Source organism: Micromonospora sp. IBHARD003 (assembly GCF_056106285.1).
In genome coordinates this window covers 4,241,945-4,258,034 of record NZ_JBWBBX010000001.1, presented here as the reverse complement: position 1 = coordinate 4,258,034, position 16,090 = coordinate 4,241,945, and the positions used below count along the sequence as shown (strand labels likewise).

Genomic DNA, 16,090 nt, shown 5'->3' with positions numbered 1-16,090 from the left:
TCAGCCGGTGAACTTCACGTCCGTGATGGCTTGCTTGTAGCCCGCTCCACTCGGGCCGTCCTGACCGGAGTAGGGCATGGCCGTGATCCACAGCAGCACATAGCGGCTGTGTGCGGGCTTCTTCATCGTCAGCTGGGCCGTCTTGTCGTTGGTCTGGACCGTGGCGATCTGCTGCATCGACTCGACGGAGCCGGACGGCGACTTGGAGTCCACGGCGTAGAGCGAGACCTTGGTGTGCGGCCCTCCGTAGCGGAGCGCTATCGAGGCGGCGGAGACGTCCTTGGCGTCGCCGAGGTCGTAGACGATCCCGACGCCCTTCTTGATCGACGGCTCCAGATCGGGACCGTCGAGGTAGTACTTGGTGCGCCAGTACGAGGAGGGATCGTTGTCGAAGGACTTGTCGACGTCGGCGGCATTCTGCGGCGAGCCGTCCGGGGCGTACTCCTCCGCGTCCTTGATGGCCAGCGGCACCGGCGACTTCGGCTTGTCGTCCTGGCTCTCGTCGGTGGTCTGACTGCTGCCCGGGTTCTCGGGTTCCGCCTTGTTGCGGTCGAGCAACTTGTCGGCGATCTGCCAGCTGCCGAGACCGAGGGCGGCGATGAGCAGGGCGGCCACGGTCCACTTCAGTACCTTGCCGGTACGGCTCTCCAGCGGTGCGGGAGGTGCCGGAACCGGCTGCGTGGCCGCGGCCCCCGGGCGGGCTCCCGGACGGCCGTAGGTGCCCTGCTGGTACGTGGTGCGCTGGTACTCCGGAGGCGGCGTGAAGGCGGGCTCCGGAGGCCGGATACGGGGCATCTCCGCGACGGCCTTGGCGAGCTCGTCCGGGGTGGTGCAGGGCTGCTCCTGCCGGGACGCCGTCGCACCGTCGTTGATCAGCGCCCGCATGGCCAGTTCCGAGAGCCCGCGGTGGACACCGGCGCGGACCTGGTCCGGGGCGATGAGCCCAACGCCCTTGGGGAGTCCGGAGAGACCGTAGGCGTCGGTCTCGTAGGGCCACCGCTGGGTCAGGGCCGCGTAGAGCAGGGCACCGATGGCCTCGGTGTCGGTGCGCTGCGGCCGGTCCGTACTGATACCGCGCAGCGCCGCGTTCACGGCCAGCCCGCGGATGCGGTACTGGCCGGTGGAGCTGCGCAGGACCGAGTTGGGGGTCAGCCGCAGATGGGCAAGGCCCTCACGGTGCGCGGCCGCCATGGCCTGGGAGAGCTGGCTGACCAGCTGATAGGCGTCGTGGGCGTCCATCGGCGCGGTCGTCAGCAGCGCAGAGAGTTCGGTGGCGTCGGGCAGCCACTCATGGACGACGTAGACAACGTCGTCCTCCTCCACGGCGTCCAGGACCTGCACGAAACGCGGGTCGCCCAGGAGAGCCGATGAACGCGCAGCGGCCAGTACGGAACGGGCGCGGGGATGGTCGGCGGGCAGGAGATGGACGCCGACGGCACGGCGCAGTTTCTCGTCGACCGCACGCCAGCTGCTGAATCCGTCCAGACGGGTGACGCATTCCTCGAGCCGGTAGCGTTTGGCGAGTCTGTGTCCGCTGTGCAAGTCGGGCGTCGTCATGGTGGGCTGCTCGCCGCTCTCGCGCTCGCTGCCCCTGTCCTCGGCGCTCTTGTCCGCCATGTCATCGGCTTGCGCCACCCCGTCGGTCGTGGCCTTGTCCGCCTTGGCGGCCAGCGGGTCGTCACCGCTGTTGTCGGCCACGTCGACGGCAGCCGTGCTACGTTCCGCCACCGTCGTTCCCTGCCTCCCCATCCGTTGCGCCATATCCAACAGCCATGCCAATTGTGCCCACAGTCCGGTGCTATGCACGACACACGGTGGTGGACGATGGTTGTGCGCGAAGTGGACCGTTCTAGCGGCCGAGTCGTCCGCGCACCATACCGACCATGGCGTTGAGCTCCTCGATCCGCATCTTCCTCGCCGCGACGGAGAAGATTCCGAGCAGGACCACTCCACCGACGATCAGCGCGACCAGCGACCCCAGGGCGCCGTCTCCCAGTGCCCTGAGCAGCATGAAGCCTGCCGCACCCCCGGCGAAGGCGCCGGGGAGGGACGCCAGGCTGAGCCGGGCGTAGGTGCGGACCACATGCGAGCCGTCCAGATTCCCGCCCAGTCTGCTGCTCAGCCGGCGCCAGGCGACACCCACGCCGACCGCGTAGGCGAGCCCGTAGGAGGCCGCCATGCCCACCACGGCCCACTGGGGCGGGAGGACGAGGTAGCAGACCGCCGACGCCGCCGCGTTCACCGCCGCCACGATGACCGTGTTGTAGAACGGCGTTCGGGTGTCCTCGTAGGCGTAGAAGCCCCGCAGCACCACGTACTGGACCGAGAAGGGGATCAGCCCCAGACCGAAGGCCATGAGGATGAAGCCCATGGACCGGGCGGCCTCCGCACCGGCGGACGCGTACAGCAGCGTGCACATCGGAACGCCCAGCGCCAGGAACGCGAAGGCGACCGGGACGATCGCGACGGCGGAGTTCCGCAGCCCCTGCGAGATGTCGTCGCGCACGGCACCGGTGTCCTGGTCGTGCGCGGCCCGGGAGATCCGGGGCAGCAGGGCCGCCATGACCGACACGGTGATGATGGCCTGCGGCATGCCCCAGATGAGCTGTGCGTTGGAGTAGGCGAGGAAGCCGGCGCCGTCCTTGCCGGACGCCGCACCGGCGGCGGTGGAGAGCTGGGTCACCACGAGCACGCCGGCCTGGTTCGCCAGGACGAACAGAACGGTCCACTTGGCGAGCTTCACCGTCTTGCCGAGGCCCTTGCCCTTCCAGTCGAAGCGGGGGCGGAAGCGGAAGCCCGTCTCGCGGAGGTAGGGGATCATCGCCAGGGCCTGGACGACCAGACCGAGCAGCGTCCCGATGCCCAGCAGCCGTACGCCCTCCGGCGGGATGGTCTGCACGCTCATCTGGGATTCGGCAGAGGTGCCGTAGACCCAGATGAACAGGCCGAAGGTCGAGATCATCACGATGTTGTTGAGGACCGGCGTCCACATCATCGCGCCGAACTTGCCGCGGGCGTTGAGGATCTGGCCCATCACCACGTGCACGCCCATGAAGAAGATCGTGGGCAGGCAGTAGCGGGCGAAGGTGACCGCGACGCTGTTCGCCGGCGGGTCGCCCGCGATCGTGGGCGACATGGCCGCGATCAGCAGAGGCGCTCCGAACACGGCGAGGACGACGATCGCGCCGAGGGTCACCATGACCAGGGTCAGCAGCCGGTTGGCGTAGGCCTCGCCGCCGTCGTCGTCGTTCTTCATGGCGCGGACGAGCTGTGGCACGAAGACGGAGTTGAGACCACCGCCGACCGTGAGGATGTAGATCATCGTCGGCAGTGTGTAGGCGACGGTGAAGGCGTCACCGAGCAGGGCGGCACCGAGGGCGCCGGTGATCACAAGGCTGCGGACGAAGCCGGTGAGACGCGACACCAGGGTGCCCGCTGCCATCACGGCACTGGACTTGAGCAGTCCGGCAGCCCGGCCCCCTGTTCGTCCGGGCGCGGGAGCCGGGGTGGGCTGCTGCTCCGTCTCGTCCTGGGCAGGGACGGAGCCCTGCTGGTCGCGGTAGAGATGGGCGAAGGCGTCCGGTTCCGTCCCGTCCTCGCCCGCCCGGGTCACCAGGTCGTCGACGCCCGTGAACTGGACGGTGCGGTTGTCGTCCCCGTAAGGCAGCCGGCGCGACGGACCGTCCGGCTCCGGGGCCGGGGTCTGCGCCCAGATCTGCGGGTCGGGTGCGTACTGCTGGGCGGGAGGCTGCTGGTAGAGGGGCTGGGGCTGCTGGTAATAGCCGGGAGGCGGAGGCGGGTGCGCGGCGCGGTCGTAGAGCGCCTCCGACACGGGGTCCTGGGCGGAGAGGTCCCGGGACCGGTAGGGATCGTGCGCATAGGCGTCCTGCACGTACGGGTCCGGGGTGGGCTCGGGCGACGGCTGGGGCACGTGGCCCGCCGCGGGCTGCTCCCCTCTCCCGGGGCCGGGCGAGGGGTACTCGGAGCCGACGGGTGGCGCGGGGGTGCTGCCCGTGCCCTCCGTGCGGTCACCGTCGTACGGCGCGTTCATCGGTTACCCCACCTCATCGTCCCCGGCCGACCGGCCACGACATCGCTCAATGGTCCACCTTCTCACCCGTGTCCGACGGGTTCCCGCTTTCCGGACGGGTGTCCGGCGCCGGGTCACTCGGCTGCTGCTCGGCGCTGTCGCCCGCATCAGCTTCGGTGGACACTTCGCGGGCCGCAGCGCGCTTGCGCTGGGTGTACATCCTGATGCCCGCGAGGACGAGCAACAGTACGCCGCCCGCGATGACAAGCATCACGGTCGGGGTGACCTCGGAGACCTTGACCGTGAAGGTCATCGGGTCCCCGTACGGCATTCCGTCCTCGGTGTACAGCTGAGCCGTCACCTCGACCGGCCCGTTGGCATTGGCCGCGGCGGCGAATTTCACCGACTGGCTGTGCCCGCCGTCGATCTTGATCCGCTGCTCGGCGACATCGCTGCGGTCGTTGAGCTTGAGCCGGGTGGGGTTCGAGGATTTCAGTCGCAGAACCAGGTGGTCGACCTCCTGGACCAGCTTGTTCTGCACCGTGACCGGGATCGTGGCGCTGCGGCCCGAGAGGGTCACGGCCGACTTCTGGAACAGCCGGACCTGCGTGGTGAGGTCCTCCAGGAAGGCCTGCACTCCACGCCGGTAGTCGGCTGCCGAGGCCGCCCTGCCCCGCCAGGACGTGGACATCTCCCGGTCGAGTGCGTTGCCGAAGGGAGTGACCACCCGGTCCGGGGCGGTGAGGATGACCTTGAAGTTGTTCAGGGTCTCCTGTGTGGTCCGGATGTCCTGGAAGGTCTGGACGGGCAGTTCCTGCGTGCGGAGCTTGCCCGGGTAGCGCGACGCCGGCGGCACCTTGGTGGTCGCGTCGGGGTCCGGCTTGGCGGCGGCCGCGGTGATGAGGTCGACGGGCTGCGTCCAGCGCTGACCCGAGAGGGCCTGCAGGGCGGCGGCCATCGTCTGGGCCTGCGAAGCCGTGGGCATCCGCTGGGGCGCCACCACGATGGTGCGCTGCTTGTGCGGGGTCTGCAGGGTCAGGGAGAGCGTCTGCGCCAGAAACTCCTGGACCGCGAGGGTCGAGTCGTTGCTGTTGTACATGTCGCCCTGGAAGGCCGTGGAGAGCCGGTCGTCCGCGACGACCGCGGTCGTACCGCCTCCGATCGGCCGGGCGGAGGACGGTGTGTAGGACACCGTCTCCCGGAAGCTGTCGCTACGGGAGATGATCTTGTCTGCGCCGGCCGAGGTCGCCACGTCCACGATCGACGGGTCGATCGCTCCCTCCACGGGCCATGCGAAGTCGGTCGAGGGCTTCATGTGCAGGATCGTCTCGACGGTGGTCTCGGCGACTGCCGTGGCGGGCTGGAGCTGGCTGAGGGACCCGGAGACGTCCTTCCCCCGGTGGGCGAGGGAGGCCAGATCGGGGTCACCGAACGGAAGCGCGACGACCTTCCGACCCTGTACCGCCTTCTCGACCGAACTCAGCCACCTCTTGGCCGCGGCCTGGTTGCGGCCCGGGATGGGGTCGCCGGACCCGTTTCTGACGTTGTAGTCCCGGGTCATCGCATCGACCGTCGCCAGCAGGTCGGGGTCGATGACCCAGGTCACGGGAAGCTCGCTGCCCAGGGAGACGAGCTGGTCGAGCCGGCCGCCGGGGGCGAGCTCCGCGGCCAGGGTGTCGTTTTCGAAGAGCGGGGTCTGCCGTTCGTCGGAGCCGGTCTCGGCGGACAGACGCGTCGAGGAAATGAGCGGCCAGAGAAAGGCGACCTGGGTCTTCTTCTCCACACCCTCCGGCTGCCAGGGCAGGAAGGTCCGCTCCACGCCCATCACCTGGTCGTACGGCTTGCTGGAGGTCCGTCCGGAGAGCGTCACCCCGAGCTGGTACACCCCGGGCTCGTCCTCGTCGAGCCCGAGCTTGCCCACCGGGACGGTCAGGGAGAAGTTCGTACTCAGCCCCGGGCCCAGCGGACGGAGCGGGACGGTGTAGGGAGCACCCAGCTTTTCCCCGTCCCTCCCCGGTGTGTAGTCGTCGCCCTTGGCCGCGTCGTCGATCTCGGAGCGTGCGGCGAGGCGCGGGCCCACCAGCAGATCGACTTCGGCCCCGGTGACTGTTTCCTTGCCCTTGTTGGTCACCGTGCCTGTGATGGTGAGCGTGTCGTCCTTCACAGGGGCGCTCGGAGACAAGGTGTCCAAGGACACATCGACGGTGGAGGAGTCAGCGGCACTGGAGGCGGAGTGGACGGCACTCGTATCGGCAGCTGCGGACGGGGCCGCAGGTACGTACATGAGTGCGGCCAGAAGCGGTGCTCCCGCGAGGAGGGCGGCTGTACGCCGCAGCCACCGGCGGGCAGGAGAGGTACCCATCCCCTGGAATTCTGCCGCCTCGGCCACGTGCCCGTCCGTCCCTTGTCGTCTGTTGCCTTGGGGGTCCACAGCTCTAGCTGTGTCCAGGCATGGTAACGAGGTGCGCTGTGACGAAGTGCCGCGGACTGCGCCACATGATCGGCCGGGCGGCGATGGCTCGGGAAACCGGGAAGCCCTGATCTGTGCGGGCACGTACCCTCTTCTGTTGTGCCGAACGCCAACGAAGACAACCCCACTGCACTGAGTCTTGTGCAGCACCGCGCGGTCAGCGAACTGCTGCGGGTGTCCCCTGTCGCCGACGAGCTTGCCCGCCGTTTCCAGCAGGCTGGCTTCACTCTCGCCCTGGTCGGCGGATCGGTCCGGGACGCACTGCTGGGGCGGCTCGGCAACGATCTCGACTTCACGACGGACGCCCGCCCCGAGGATGTGCTGAAGATCGTCCGGCCGTGGGCGGATTCGGTATGGGATGTGGGGATCGCGTTCGGCACCGTCGGATGCCAGAAGGACGCCCGTGTCGGGGACGCGGTCCAGCGCTTTCAGATCGAGGTCACGACCTATCGTTCCGAGGCGTACGACCGGACCTCGCGCAAGCCCGAGGTGTCGTACGGCGAATCCATCGAGGAGGACCTCGTCCGTCGGGACTTCACCGTGAATGCGATGGCGGTCGCACTCCCGCAGAAGGAGTTCGTCGACCCGTACGGTGGCCTCGCGGATCTCGCTGCCCGGGTGCTGCGCACTCCCGGGACCCCCGAGGAGTCGTTCTCCGACGATCCGCTGCGTATGCTGCGGGCCGCGCGGTTCGCCGCTCAGCTGGACTTCGAGGTGGCCCCCGAGGTCGTCAGTGCCATGAAGGACATGGCGGATCGGATCGAGATCGTCTCCGCGGAACGCATCCGTGACGAGTTCAACAAGCTCATCCTTGCGTCGCACCCGAGGAAGGGCCTGGGGCTTCTCGTCGACACCGGCCTTGCCGGGCACTTCTTTCCCGAGCTGCCCGCACTGCGGCTGGAGAGCGACGAGCACCACCGTCACAAGGATGTGTACGAGCACTCACTGACCGTGCTGGACCAGGCCATCGACCTGGAAGACGAAGGACCGGACGTCGTTCTGCGCATCGCCGCGCTGATCCACGACATCGGCAAGCCCAGGACGCGGCGATTCGAGTCCGACGGCCGGGTCTCCTTCCACCACCACGAGGTGGTGGGCGCCAAGATGACCAAGAAGCGGCTGACGGCGCTCAAGTACTCCAATGACATGGTCAAGGACATCGCCCGGCTTGTGGAGCTTCATCTGAGGTTCCACGGCTACGGCGACGGCGAGTGGACCGACTCCGCGGTGCGGCGCTATGTGCGTGACGCCGGCCCCTTGCTGGAGCGGCTGCACAAGCTGACCCGCTCGGACTGCACCACGCGGAACAAGCGGAAGGCGAATGCCCTCTCCCGCGCCTACGACGGGCTTGAGGAGCGCATCGCCCAGCTGAAGGGGCAGGAGGAGCTGGACTCCATCCGTCCGGACCTCGATGGCAACCAGATCATGGAGATCCTCGGCGTGGGTCCCGGCCCCGTGGTGGGCAAGGCCTACAAGGCGCTGCTGGAGCTGCGGCTGGAGCACGGGCCTCTGGAGCATGAAGCGGCCGTCGCGGCGCTCAAGGAGTGGTGGGCCGCGCAGGACTGATCCAGGGCGGAGCGCTCATCGGTCGTGGTCATGTTTCACGTGAAACATCGTGGTGCCGCGTGGCCGTAGGCAGTGAGGGGCTGATGTTTCACGTGAAACATCAGCCCCTGCGCCAGTGGGTCATGGCCAGCGCGACGGTGCCGTAGAGCACGGCCACCAGAATGACGAGAGGGACGGATCTGCCGTCCGGAGGCAGTATCAGCGCCGCCACGCCGACAGCACCGACGAAGGCGACGTTGAAGAGCATGTCGTAGAGGGAGAAGACGCGCCCGCGGAAAGCGTCATCGACGGTCGTCTGAACGACCGTGTCCGTGGCGATCTTCGATCCCTGGGTGACCACTCCCAGAATGAACGCGGCGACGAGCATCGGTGCGGGAGCGAACGCCAGACCTAGCGCCGGCTCGAGGATCGCCGCAGCTCCCGCGCACACCGCCATCCAGCCGAACGGCCCGAGGCGGTCCACCGCCCAGGGCGTGACGACGGCCGCGGTGAGGAATCCGGCTCCTGAGACTCCTACGGCCAGCCCGAGCAGGGTCAAGCCCTCCTTCTCGGTGGTTGACCAGGCGTGCCGGCACAGCGTCAGGACCATCACGGTCAGTGCGCCGTAGCAGAAACGCAGCAGGCTCATCGACGCGAGTGCCCGTGCGGCGGCCGGGCGCCGGGCGAGATGGCGGAGTCCGCCGACAAGGCCGCGAGCCGTCGACTTCAGGGCCGTGGACGGGCGCGATGTGACCTGTTCGGGATCCGGGCCGAGGAGCTCACGGGCCATCCGCAGCGCGGCGAGGCCGGCGCAGAGATACAGGATGGCGCCCAGGAGGACGACCGCGGCGTCGGAGTCGGCGGCCACCACCCGTACGGCGAAGGCGAGTCCGCCGCCGGCTGTCGCGGCGAGCGTCCCCGCGGTCGGCGATACGGAGTTGGCCATCACGAGCCGGTCCTCGTCGACCACACGGGGGAGTGAAGCGGACAGTCCCGCCAGGATGAAGCGGTTGATGGCTGTCACACAGAGAGCCGAGGCGTAGAAGAGCCAGTCGGGGAGTGCCGCGACGATCAGCAGTGCGGTGACGGCAGCGAGTCCGGCCCGCAGCACATTGCCGTAGAGGAAGACCTGGCGGCGCTGCCAGCGGTCCAGAAGAACTCCGGCGAAGGGGCCGACGAGCGAGTACGGCAGCAGCAGCACGGCCATCGCCGAAGCGATCGCGGCCGGTGAGGTCTGCCTCTCGGGAGAGAACACGACATAGGCGGCGAGCGCGACCTGATAGACCCCGTCGGCCGACTGCGAGAGAAGCCGTACCGTCAGCAGGCGGCGGAAGTCGGACAGGCGCAGGAGTACGCGCAGATCACGTACGACAGGCATGTGCGCAAGCGTCACACAGGAAGAGGGTCCCCGGGCAGATGCCACGGGGACCCTCAGATGTCCACGAGGGACGGTGTTCGTCGGGCGCTTAGCGCTCGACCTCACCCTTGATGAACTTCTCGACGTTCTCGCGGGCCTCGTCGTCGAAGTACTGGACCGGCGGGGACTTCATGAAGTACGAGGACGCGGACAGGATCGGGCCGCCGATGCCGCGGTCCTTGGCGATCTTCGCCGCACGCACGGCGTCGATGATGACACCGGCCGAGTTCGGGGAGTCCCAGACCTCGAGCTTGTACTCAAGGTTCAGCGGGACGTCGCCGAACGCGCGGCCCTCGAGGCGCACATAGGCCCACTTGCGGTCGTCGAGCCAGGCCACGTAGTCCGACGGGCCGATGTGGACGTTCTTCTCACCGAGCTCCCGGTCGGGGATCTGGGAGGTGACGGCCTGGGTCTTGGAGATCTTCTTGGACTCCAGGCGCTCGCGCTCGAGCATGTTCTTGAAGTCCATGTTGCCGCCGACGTTCAGCTGCATGGTGCGGTCGAGGATGACACCCCGGTCCTCGAACAGCTTCGCCATGACGCGGTGCGTGATGGTGGCGCCGACCTGCGACTTGATGTCGTCACCGACGATCGGGACGCCGGCCTCGGTGAACTTGTCCGCCCACTCCTTGGTGCCGGCGATGAAGACCGGGAGCGCGTTCACGAAGGCGACCTTGGCGTCGATGGCGCACTGCGCGTAGTACTTCGCGGCGTCCTCGGAGCCCACCGGCAGGTAGCAGACGAGCACGTCGACCTGCTGGTCCTTGAGGACCTGGACGACGTCGACGGGGGCCTCGGCGGACTCCTCGATGGTCTCGCGGTAGTACTTGCCCAGACCGTCGAACGTGTGGCCGCGCTGGACCTGCACACCCGTGGTCGGCACGTCGCAGATCTTGATGGTGTTGTTCTCACTGGCACCGATGGCGTCCGCGAGGTCGAGGCCGACCTTCTTCGCGTCGACGTCGAAGGCTGCCACGAACTCGACGTCGCGGACGTGGTAGTCGCCGAACTGGACATGCATGAGACCCGGCACCTTGGCGGCCGGATCGGCATCCTTGTAGTACTCGACGCCCTGCACGAGCGAAGCGGCGCAGTTGCCCACGCCGACGATGGCTACGCGAACCGAACCCATTCCGGTTGCTCCCTGTTTGTTCTCGTACGAAACCCTGCGTGTCTGCGGGGTTTCACTTGGTGGTGTCATCGGACGGATCCGGCTGGTCGGAGGACCCGGAAGGGCTCCCCTCGGGGGGCGCTGCGCCCCGGTGCCGGGGCAGGCCGCCCGTCTCTCCAGATGTGGTGTCCTGCCGAGCGTCGTCACCGGAAGGGGACCGGCGCTGGTCCCGTCCCGCCCGCTCGCTCTCGATGAGCTCGTTCAGCCAGCGCACCTCGCGCTCCACGGACTCCATTCCGTGGCGCTGGAGCTCAAGCGTGTAGTCGTCGAGGCGCTCGCGCGTACGGACGAGGGAGGCGCGCATCTTCTCCAGCCGCTCCTCCAGCCGGCTGCGCCTGCCCTCCAGCACCCGCATCCGGACGTCACGTTCCGTCTGCCCGAAAAAGGCGAAACGGGCCGCGAAGTGCTCGTCCTCCCAGGCGTCGGGGCCGGTGTGGGAGAGGAGCTCCTCGAAGTGCTCCTTGCCCTCGGCCGTCAGGCGGTACACGATCTTGGCTCGGCGCCCCGCCAGCGACGCGGCCAGCGCGTCCTCAGGGGCACTGCCCGGCTCCTCGATCAACCAGCCGTTGGCGACCAGAGTCTTGAGACAGGGGTAAAGGGTTCCGTAGCTGAAGGCCCGGAAGATCCCCAGTGATGTGTTGAGCCGCTTGCGCAGCTCGTACCCGTGCATCGGAGCTTCACGGAGCAGGCCGAGTACGGCGAACTCGAGGATGCCGGAACGTCTGCTCACCGACCGCCTCCTCCGCCTTCCCGGACTTCTATGCCGTGCTGATGTATCGACTCGATACATCCAGACGATAGGGCCGTAGTCGCTGCTGCGACAAGTGGGGTACTCGTGACCGGCGTCACATAGTCAATTCGCAGCAATGGCGCTGCCGGTTTAGGGGTGAATTTCCCGATTAAGTGTGTTCTGTGCATGCGTAGTCTGTGCGACATGCAGACCACCGGGAACCGAGGGGCACCGTTGAACGTCCTCCTCCTGGATGCATTGCGGATGAGCCCCGGAGCGGGTTCGTCCGTATCCAATGCGGGGGGACCGGATCTCAACTACCGCTTCCAGGCATGTATGCCTGCCCGAGGAGTAGTCGTTCGATGAGCGAGCACCGTCGCAAACCGCCACAGCCGCAGGGTGGCGGACGTGCCGCGGCCAGGCGCGCAGCCCAGCAGCCTTCCGGCCGTCGCGCAGCCCCTTACGGGGATGCCAGTACCGGATCCCCTTCCGACGCCCACGGGCGGGAAGGGGCGTACGGCGGGCGTGCCGAGGCCCGGCGCGCCGCACAGCGTGGCGGGCGCCGCAGGGCCGCCGAGGGCGGCGGAGCGGGTTACGGAGGCCACGGCGGCGGTCGCCGTGGCGGTGGTGGTGGCGGTCAGGGTGATCCCGGCCGCGGCCGGGGCGGCGATCCCGGCAAGCCGCGGCTGATCGACTATCCCCGCCACAACAAGTACGGCTGGCGGCGCTGGGTGCCGTCATGGAAGCTCGTGACGGGGCTGTCCCTGGCCTTCGTCGGCAGTCTGATGGCGGCGGGGACCATCGCGTACGCGATGGTGGTCGTACCCGACCCGAACAAGGCATCGACAGCCCAGAACAACGTCTACTACTACGCCGACGGCAGCCAGATGGCCGCCACGGGTGGCGAGATCAACCGTCAGGTCCTCGAGTTCGAGGAGATCCCGGCGGACATGCGCTACGCGGTGATCTCGGCGGAGAACAAGACCTTCGAGACGGACTCGGGCATCGATCCGATGGGTATCGCCCGCGCCGTCGTCAACATGGCGAAGGGCGAGCAGACCCAGGGTGGGTCCACGATCACCCAGCAGTACGTGAAGAACGCCATGCTGAACCAGGAGCAGACCCTGACCCGCAAGGTCAAGGAGCTGTTCATCTCGATGCGGGCGGGCGCCGATCTCACCAAGGAAGAGATCATGGCCGGCTACCTGAACACCTCGTACTACGGACGGGGTGCCTACGGACTTCAGGCCGCCGCGCGCACCTATTTCGGCGTGGACGCCAAGAAGCTCAACGCCAGCCAGTGCGCCTTCCTCGCCTCGCTTCTGAAGGGCGCCACGTACTACGACCCGTCCGGCGCCACGTCGATCGACGCCGCGGCCACCCCGCAGGCGAACACCGAGCGCGCCACCAAGCGCTGGACGTGGATCCTCGACGAGATGGTCAAGGACGGCCATCTCGACGCCGCGAAGCGCGCCACCTTCAAGACCTTCCCCAAGGTTGAGAAGCCGCAGAAGAACGCCCAGCTGAGCGGTCAGGTCGGCTATCTCGTCGATCTGGCCAAGGCCAACTTCGTCAACAGCAACGACGAGGGCATCACGGCCGACGACCTGTCCAAGGGCGGCTACGAGATCCGCACGACCTTCGACAAGAACCGGATCAAGGCGCTCGAGAACGCGGTCAAGGCCGTCTACAACAAGAACATCGATCCCAAGAAGCGCCCGGACAAGGACACCCACGTCCAGTTCGGCGGTGCCTCGGTGGACCCGAACACCGGCGCGATCGTCGCCATCTACGGTGGCCAGGACGCGACCAAGCACTTCACCAACAACGCCGACGAAACCGGTGCGCAGGTCGGATCGACGTTCAAGCCCTTCGTCCTCGCCGCGGCCATGAGGGACGGTATCCGCGATCCCAAGCTCGGACCCGACCAGACCGACGCGACCCGCACCCGCGTCGATCCCGACACGAGCAAGTACAACGGGGCCAACAAGCTCAAGATCAGGAAGTATGACGGCGTCGTCTGGCGCAACGAGAAGAACGAGGAATGGCTGCAGACCAATGACGGCGGGGAGTCCTACAAGGACATCACGCTGCGCGAAGCCATGATCCACTCGGCCAACTCGCCGTTCGCCCAGCTGGGCATGGACATCGGCATCGAGACCGTGCGTGATGCCGCGGTCACCGCCGGCCTGCGGGAAAGCAGCCTGGTCAAGGCCAACGTCCCGTCCTTCTCGCTCGGTATCTCCAGCCCCAGCGCGATCCGCATGGCGGGCGCCTACTCCACGTTCGCCGCCAACGGCAAGCAGCGTGACCCGTACTCGGTGACCGAGGTCAAGAAGGGCGGCAGGACCGTCTACCGGCACGAGGACAAGGCCAAGACCGCGTTCACGTCCGCCGTCGCGAGCAATGTGACCGATGTGCTCGCGGACGTCGTCAAGAAGGGCACCGGCACCAACGCCCAGGTCGAGGGACGAGAGGTCGCCGGCAAGACCGGTACCACCGACGGAAACAAGTCCGCCTGGTTCGTGGGCTACACGCCGCAGCTGGTGACCGCCGTCGACATGTACCGGCTCGACGACAACGCGGAGAACAAGAACCGCAAGTTCCTCGAGATGTTCGGGACCGGTGGTCAGCAGAAGATCCACGGTGCGTCGTTCCCGTCGGACATCTTCAGGGAGTACATGACGGCTGCGTTGAAGGGCAAGAAGGTGGAGCGGTTCCCGGACCCCGAGCCCCTGGACGCCGAGTCCGTCCTCGGCGGTGGTCTGTCCTCGCCTTCCGCGAGCCCGTCCACGTCACCGTCCGAGGAGCCGTCGGAGAGCCCGTCCGAGGATCCGGAGCCGTCGAAGTCCACGTCGCCGTCGGCCAGTCAGTCCTGCGGCCGGTTCGACTGGAGGTGCGACCCCGCCGGAGGCCAGGACGGCGGAGGTGACACCGTCGGTACCGACGACGGTGGCGCAGCGAACGGCGGTGCCTCGGACGGAGGCGTGAGCAGCAGTCCTTCATCGCCCGCGGGCGGCGGCGGCAACGGCGGTAACAACGTGGGAGGCGGCAACAACGGAGGCATCTTCGGAGCCCCGGGCGGCTGATGCCGCCCCACCGCTCCCCGCGTCCCGCCCCGAGGGCCGCCGCGCTGTCACACTCCGGCGCGGCGGCCCTCGCCGTTGTCCACAGGCACGGACGTATCGACAGCGACGTACGGCAGGATGTGGCCTATGCCGACCCCACAGAAGACGACCGTGCACCAGGACCGGCCGGTGGTGCCTCCCACCCAGCAGGACGAAGTCGCCGCCGCGGGCAGTGAGCTGATCGGCGGTCCGCTGGGCCGTGCTGCACGGGTCGGCAGCAGCTGGTTCACACCGGTACGGGTCGTCGCGCTGGTCGCGATCGGGATGTTCGCCCTGGGCATGGTGCAGAAGATCCCCTGCTACGAGTGGGCGTGGTTCCGGGGCGCCACCTCGCAGTACACCCACGCCTGCTACTCCGACATCCCCCATCTCTTCGTCGGCCGGGGCTTCGCGGACGGGCTCATTCCGTACTTCGACCGGCTGAGCGGTGACATGGAGTACCTCGAGTACCCGGTCCTCACCGGCCTCTTCATGCAGGTCGCGGCCTGGCTCACGCTGCCCTTCGACGGATCCCTCCAGTACCGCGAGCAGATGTACTGGTCGGTGAACGCGGGCATGCTGCTGATCTGTGCCACGGTCGTCGCGGTCTGCGTCGCCCGTACCCAGCGCCGCCGTCCCTGGGACGGTCTGATGGTCGCCCTCGCGCCCGCCGCCGCCCTCACCGCCACCATCAACTGGGATCTGCTGGCCGTCGCGCTCACGGCCTCGGCGATGCTGATGTGGTCCCGGGGGCGGTCGCTGGCCTTCGGCATCCTCATCGGGCTGGCCACCGCCGCCAAGCTCTATCCGGTGCTGCTGCTCGGCCCTCTGCTGGTGCTGTGCTGGAGGGCGGGCAAGTACCGGCAGTACGGAGTGGCCCTGCTGGGCGCCGCCGGCGCCTGGCTGGTGGTGAACGTGCCCGTGATGCTCCTCGCGCCCGAGGGGTGGAAGAAGTTCTACACCTTCAGCCAGGAGCGGCAGGTCGACTTCGGTTCGTTCTGGCTGATCATCACGGAGCGCACCGGTGAGCGGCTGGACGTGGAGCTCGTCAACACCTACGCCACGCTGCTGATGGTCCTGGCGTGCGCGGGCATCGTGGGGCTGGCTCTGACCGCACCGCGCAGACCGCGCTTCGCCCAGCTCGCTTTCCTGGTCGTGGCCGCGTTCGTCCTCACCAACAAGGTCTATTCACCGCAGTACGTGCTGTGGCTGATCCCCCTCGCCGTGCTCGCCAGGCCCCGCTGGAGGGACTTCCTGATCTGGCAGGCTTGCGAGGTCGCGTACTTCCTCGGTATCTGGATGTACATCGCGTACACGAACGGCGGTGACAAGCACCAGGGGCTGCCGACGGAGGGCTACCAGGTGGCGATCGCCGTGCATCTGCTGGGGACGCTGTATCTGTGCGCCGTGGTCGTACGGGACATCCTCATGCCGGAGCGCGATGTCGTACGCCGGGACGGGTCCGACGACCCTGCGGGCGGTGTGCTGGACGGGGCGCCGGACGCGTTCGCGCTCGGCCGTGCGGCGCATCCCGGGCGCCACACGGCCCATGCGGTGGAGGGACCGCGGGTGGAATGGGGCACCGGTGGGCCCACGGCCGTCTGACCGGTCCGGCTCCCC

The 16,090-nt window shown here is 68.0% G+C and carries 9 protein-coding genes; 3 read left to right on the top strand and 6 right to left on the bottom strand.

All coding sequences use genetic code 11. From position 1 onward, the window contains the following. From ACTWOL_RS18910 to ACTWOL_RS18900, 3 genes are all read right to left on the bottom strand, one after another. On the bottom strand, nt 1-1,728 hold the full coding sequence (locus ACTWOL_RS18910) for a protein kinase family protein (protein ID WP_474297915.1): 1,728 nt from the start codon (nt 1,726-1,728) through the stop codon (nt 1-3). Nucleotides 1,729-1,849: 121 nt separating this feature from the next. Then, nucleotides 1,850-4,051: a murein biosynthesis integral membrane protein MurJ gene (murJ, locus tag ACTWOL_RS18905; protein WP_474297914.1), complete on the bottom strand. Its 2,202-nt coding sequence runs from the start codon at nt 4,049-4,051 to the stop codon at nt 1,850-1,852. Between the two features lie 46 nt (nt 4,052-4,097). Next, on the bottom strand, nt 4,098-6,392 hold the full coding sequence (locus ACTWOL_RS18900) for a DUF6049 family protein (protein WP_474297913.1): 2,295 nt from the start codon (nt 6,390-6,392) through the stop codon (nt 4,098-4,100). A 207-nt stretch (nt 6,393-6,599) separates the two neighbouring features. Between ACTWOL_RS18900 and ACTWOL_RS18895 the strand changes: the two genes are divergently transcribed. Then, a complete protein-coding gene (locus ACTWOL_RS18895; RefSeq protein WP_474297911.1) occupies nt 6,600-8,066 on the top strand; it encodes a CCA tRNA nucleotidyltransferase in 1,467 nt (488 codons plus the stop codon). Between the two features lie 100 nt (nt 8,067-8,166). Here ACTWOL_RS18895 and ACTWOL_RS18890 read toward each other — a convergent pair whose 3' ends face one another. The 3 genes from ACTWOL_RS18890 to ACTWOL_RS18880 form a co-directional block, all read right to left on the bottom strand. Beyond that, nucleotides 8,167-9,423 (bottom strand): MFS transporter, encoded by a 1,257-nt coding sequence (locus ACTWOL_RS18890; RefSeq protein ID WP_474297910.1) that lies wholly within the window; start codon nt 9,421-9,423, stop codon nt 8,167-8,169. Between the two features lie 88 nt (nt 9,424-9,511). Continuing rightward, complete coding sequence (locus ACTWOL_RS18885) at nt 9,512-10,594, bottom strand: inositol-3-phosphate synthase (protein ID WP_474297909.1); 1,083 nt, start codon at nt 10,592-10,594, stop codon at nt 9,512-9,514. A gap of 52 nt (nt 10,595-10,646) precedes the next feature. Then, nucleotides 10,647-11,345, bottom strand: a complete 699-nt coding sequence (locus ACTWOL_RS18880) for a PadR family transcriptional regulator (RefSeq protein ID WP_474301195.1) — start codon at nt 11,343-11,345, stop codon at nt 10,647-10,649. Between the two features lie 380 nt (nt 11,346-11,725). Here ACTWOL_RS18880 and ACTWOL_RS18875 point away from each other — a divergent pair, with 380 nt between their 5' ends. After that, nucleotides 11,726-14,452: a transglycosylase domain-containing protein gene (locus tag ACTWOL_RS18875; RefSeq protein WP_474297908.1), complete on the top strand. Its 2,727-nt coding sequence runs from the start codon at nt 11,726-11,728 to the stop codon at nt 14,450-14,452. 126 nt (nt 14,453-14,578) lie between these two features. Beyond that, a complete protein-coding gene (locus tag ACTWOL_RS18870; protein ID WP_474297907.1) occupies nt 14,579-16,075 on the top strand; it encodes a glycosyltransferase family 87 protein in 1,497 nt (498 codons plus the stop codon). Nucleotides 16,076-16,090: the final 15 nt, after the last annotated feature.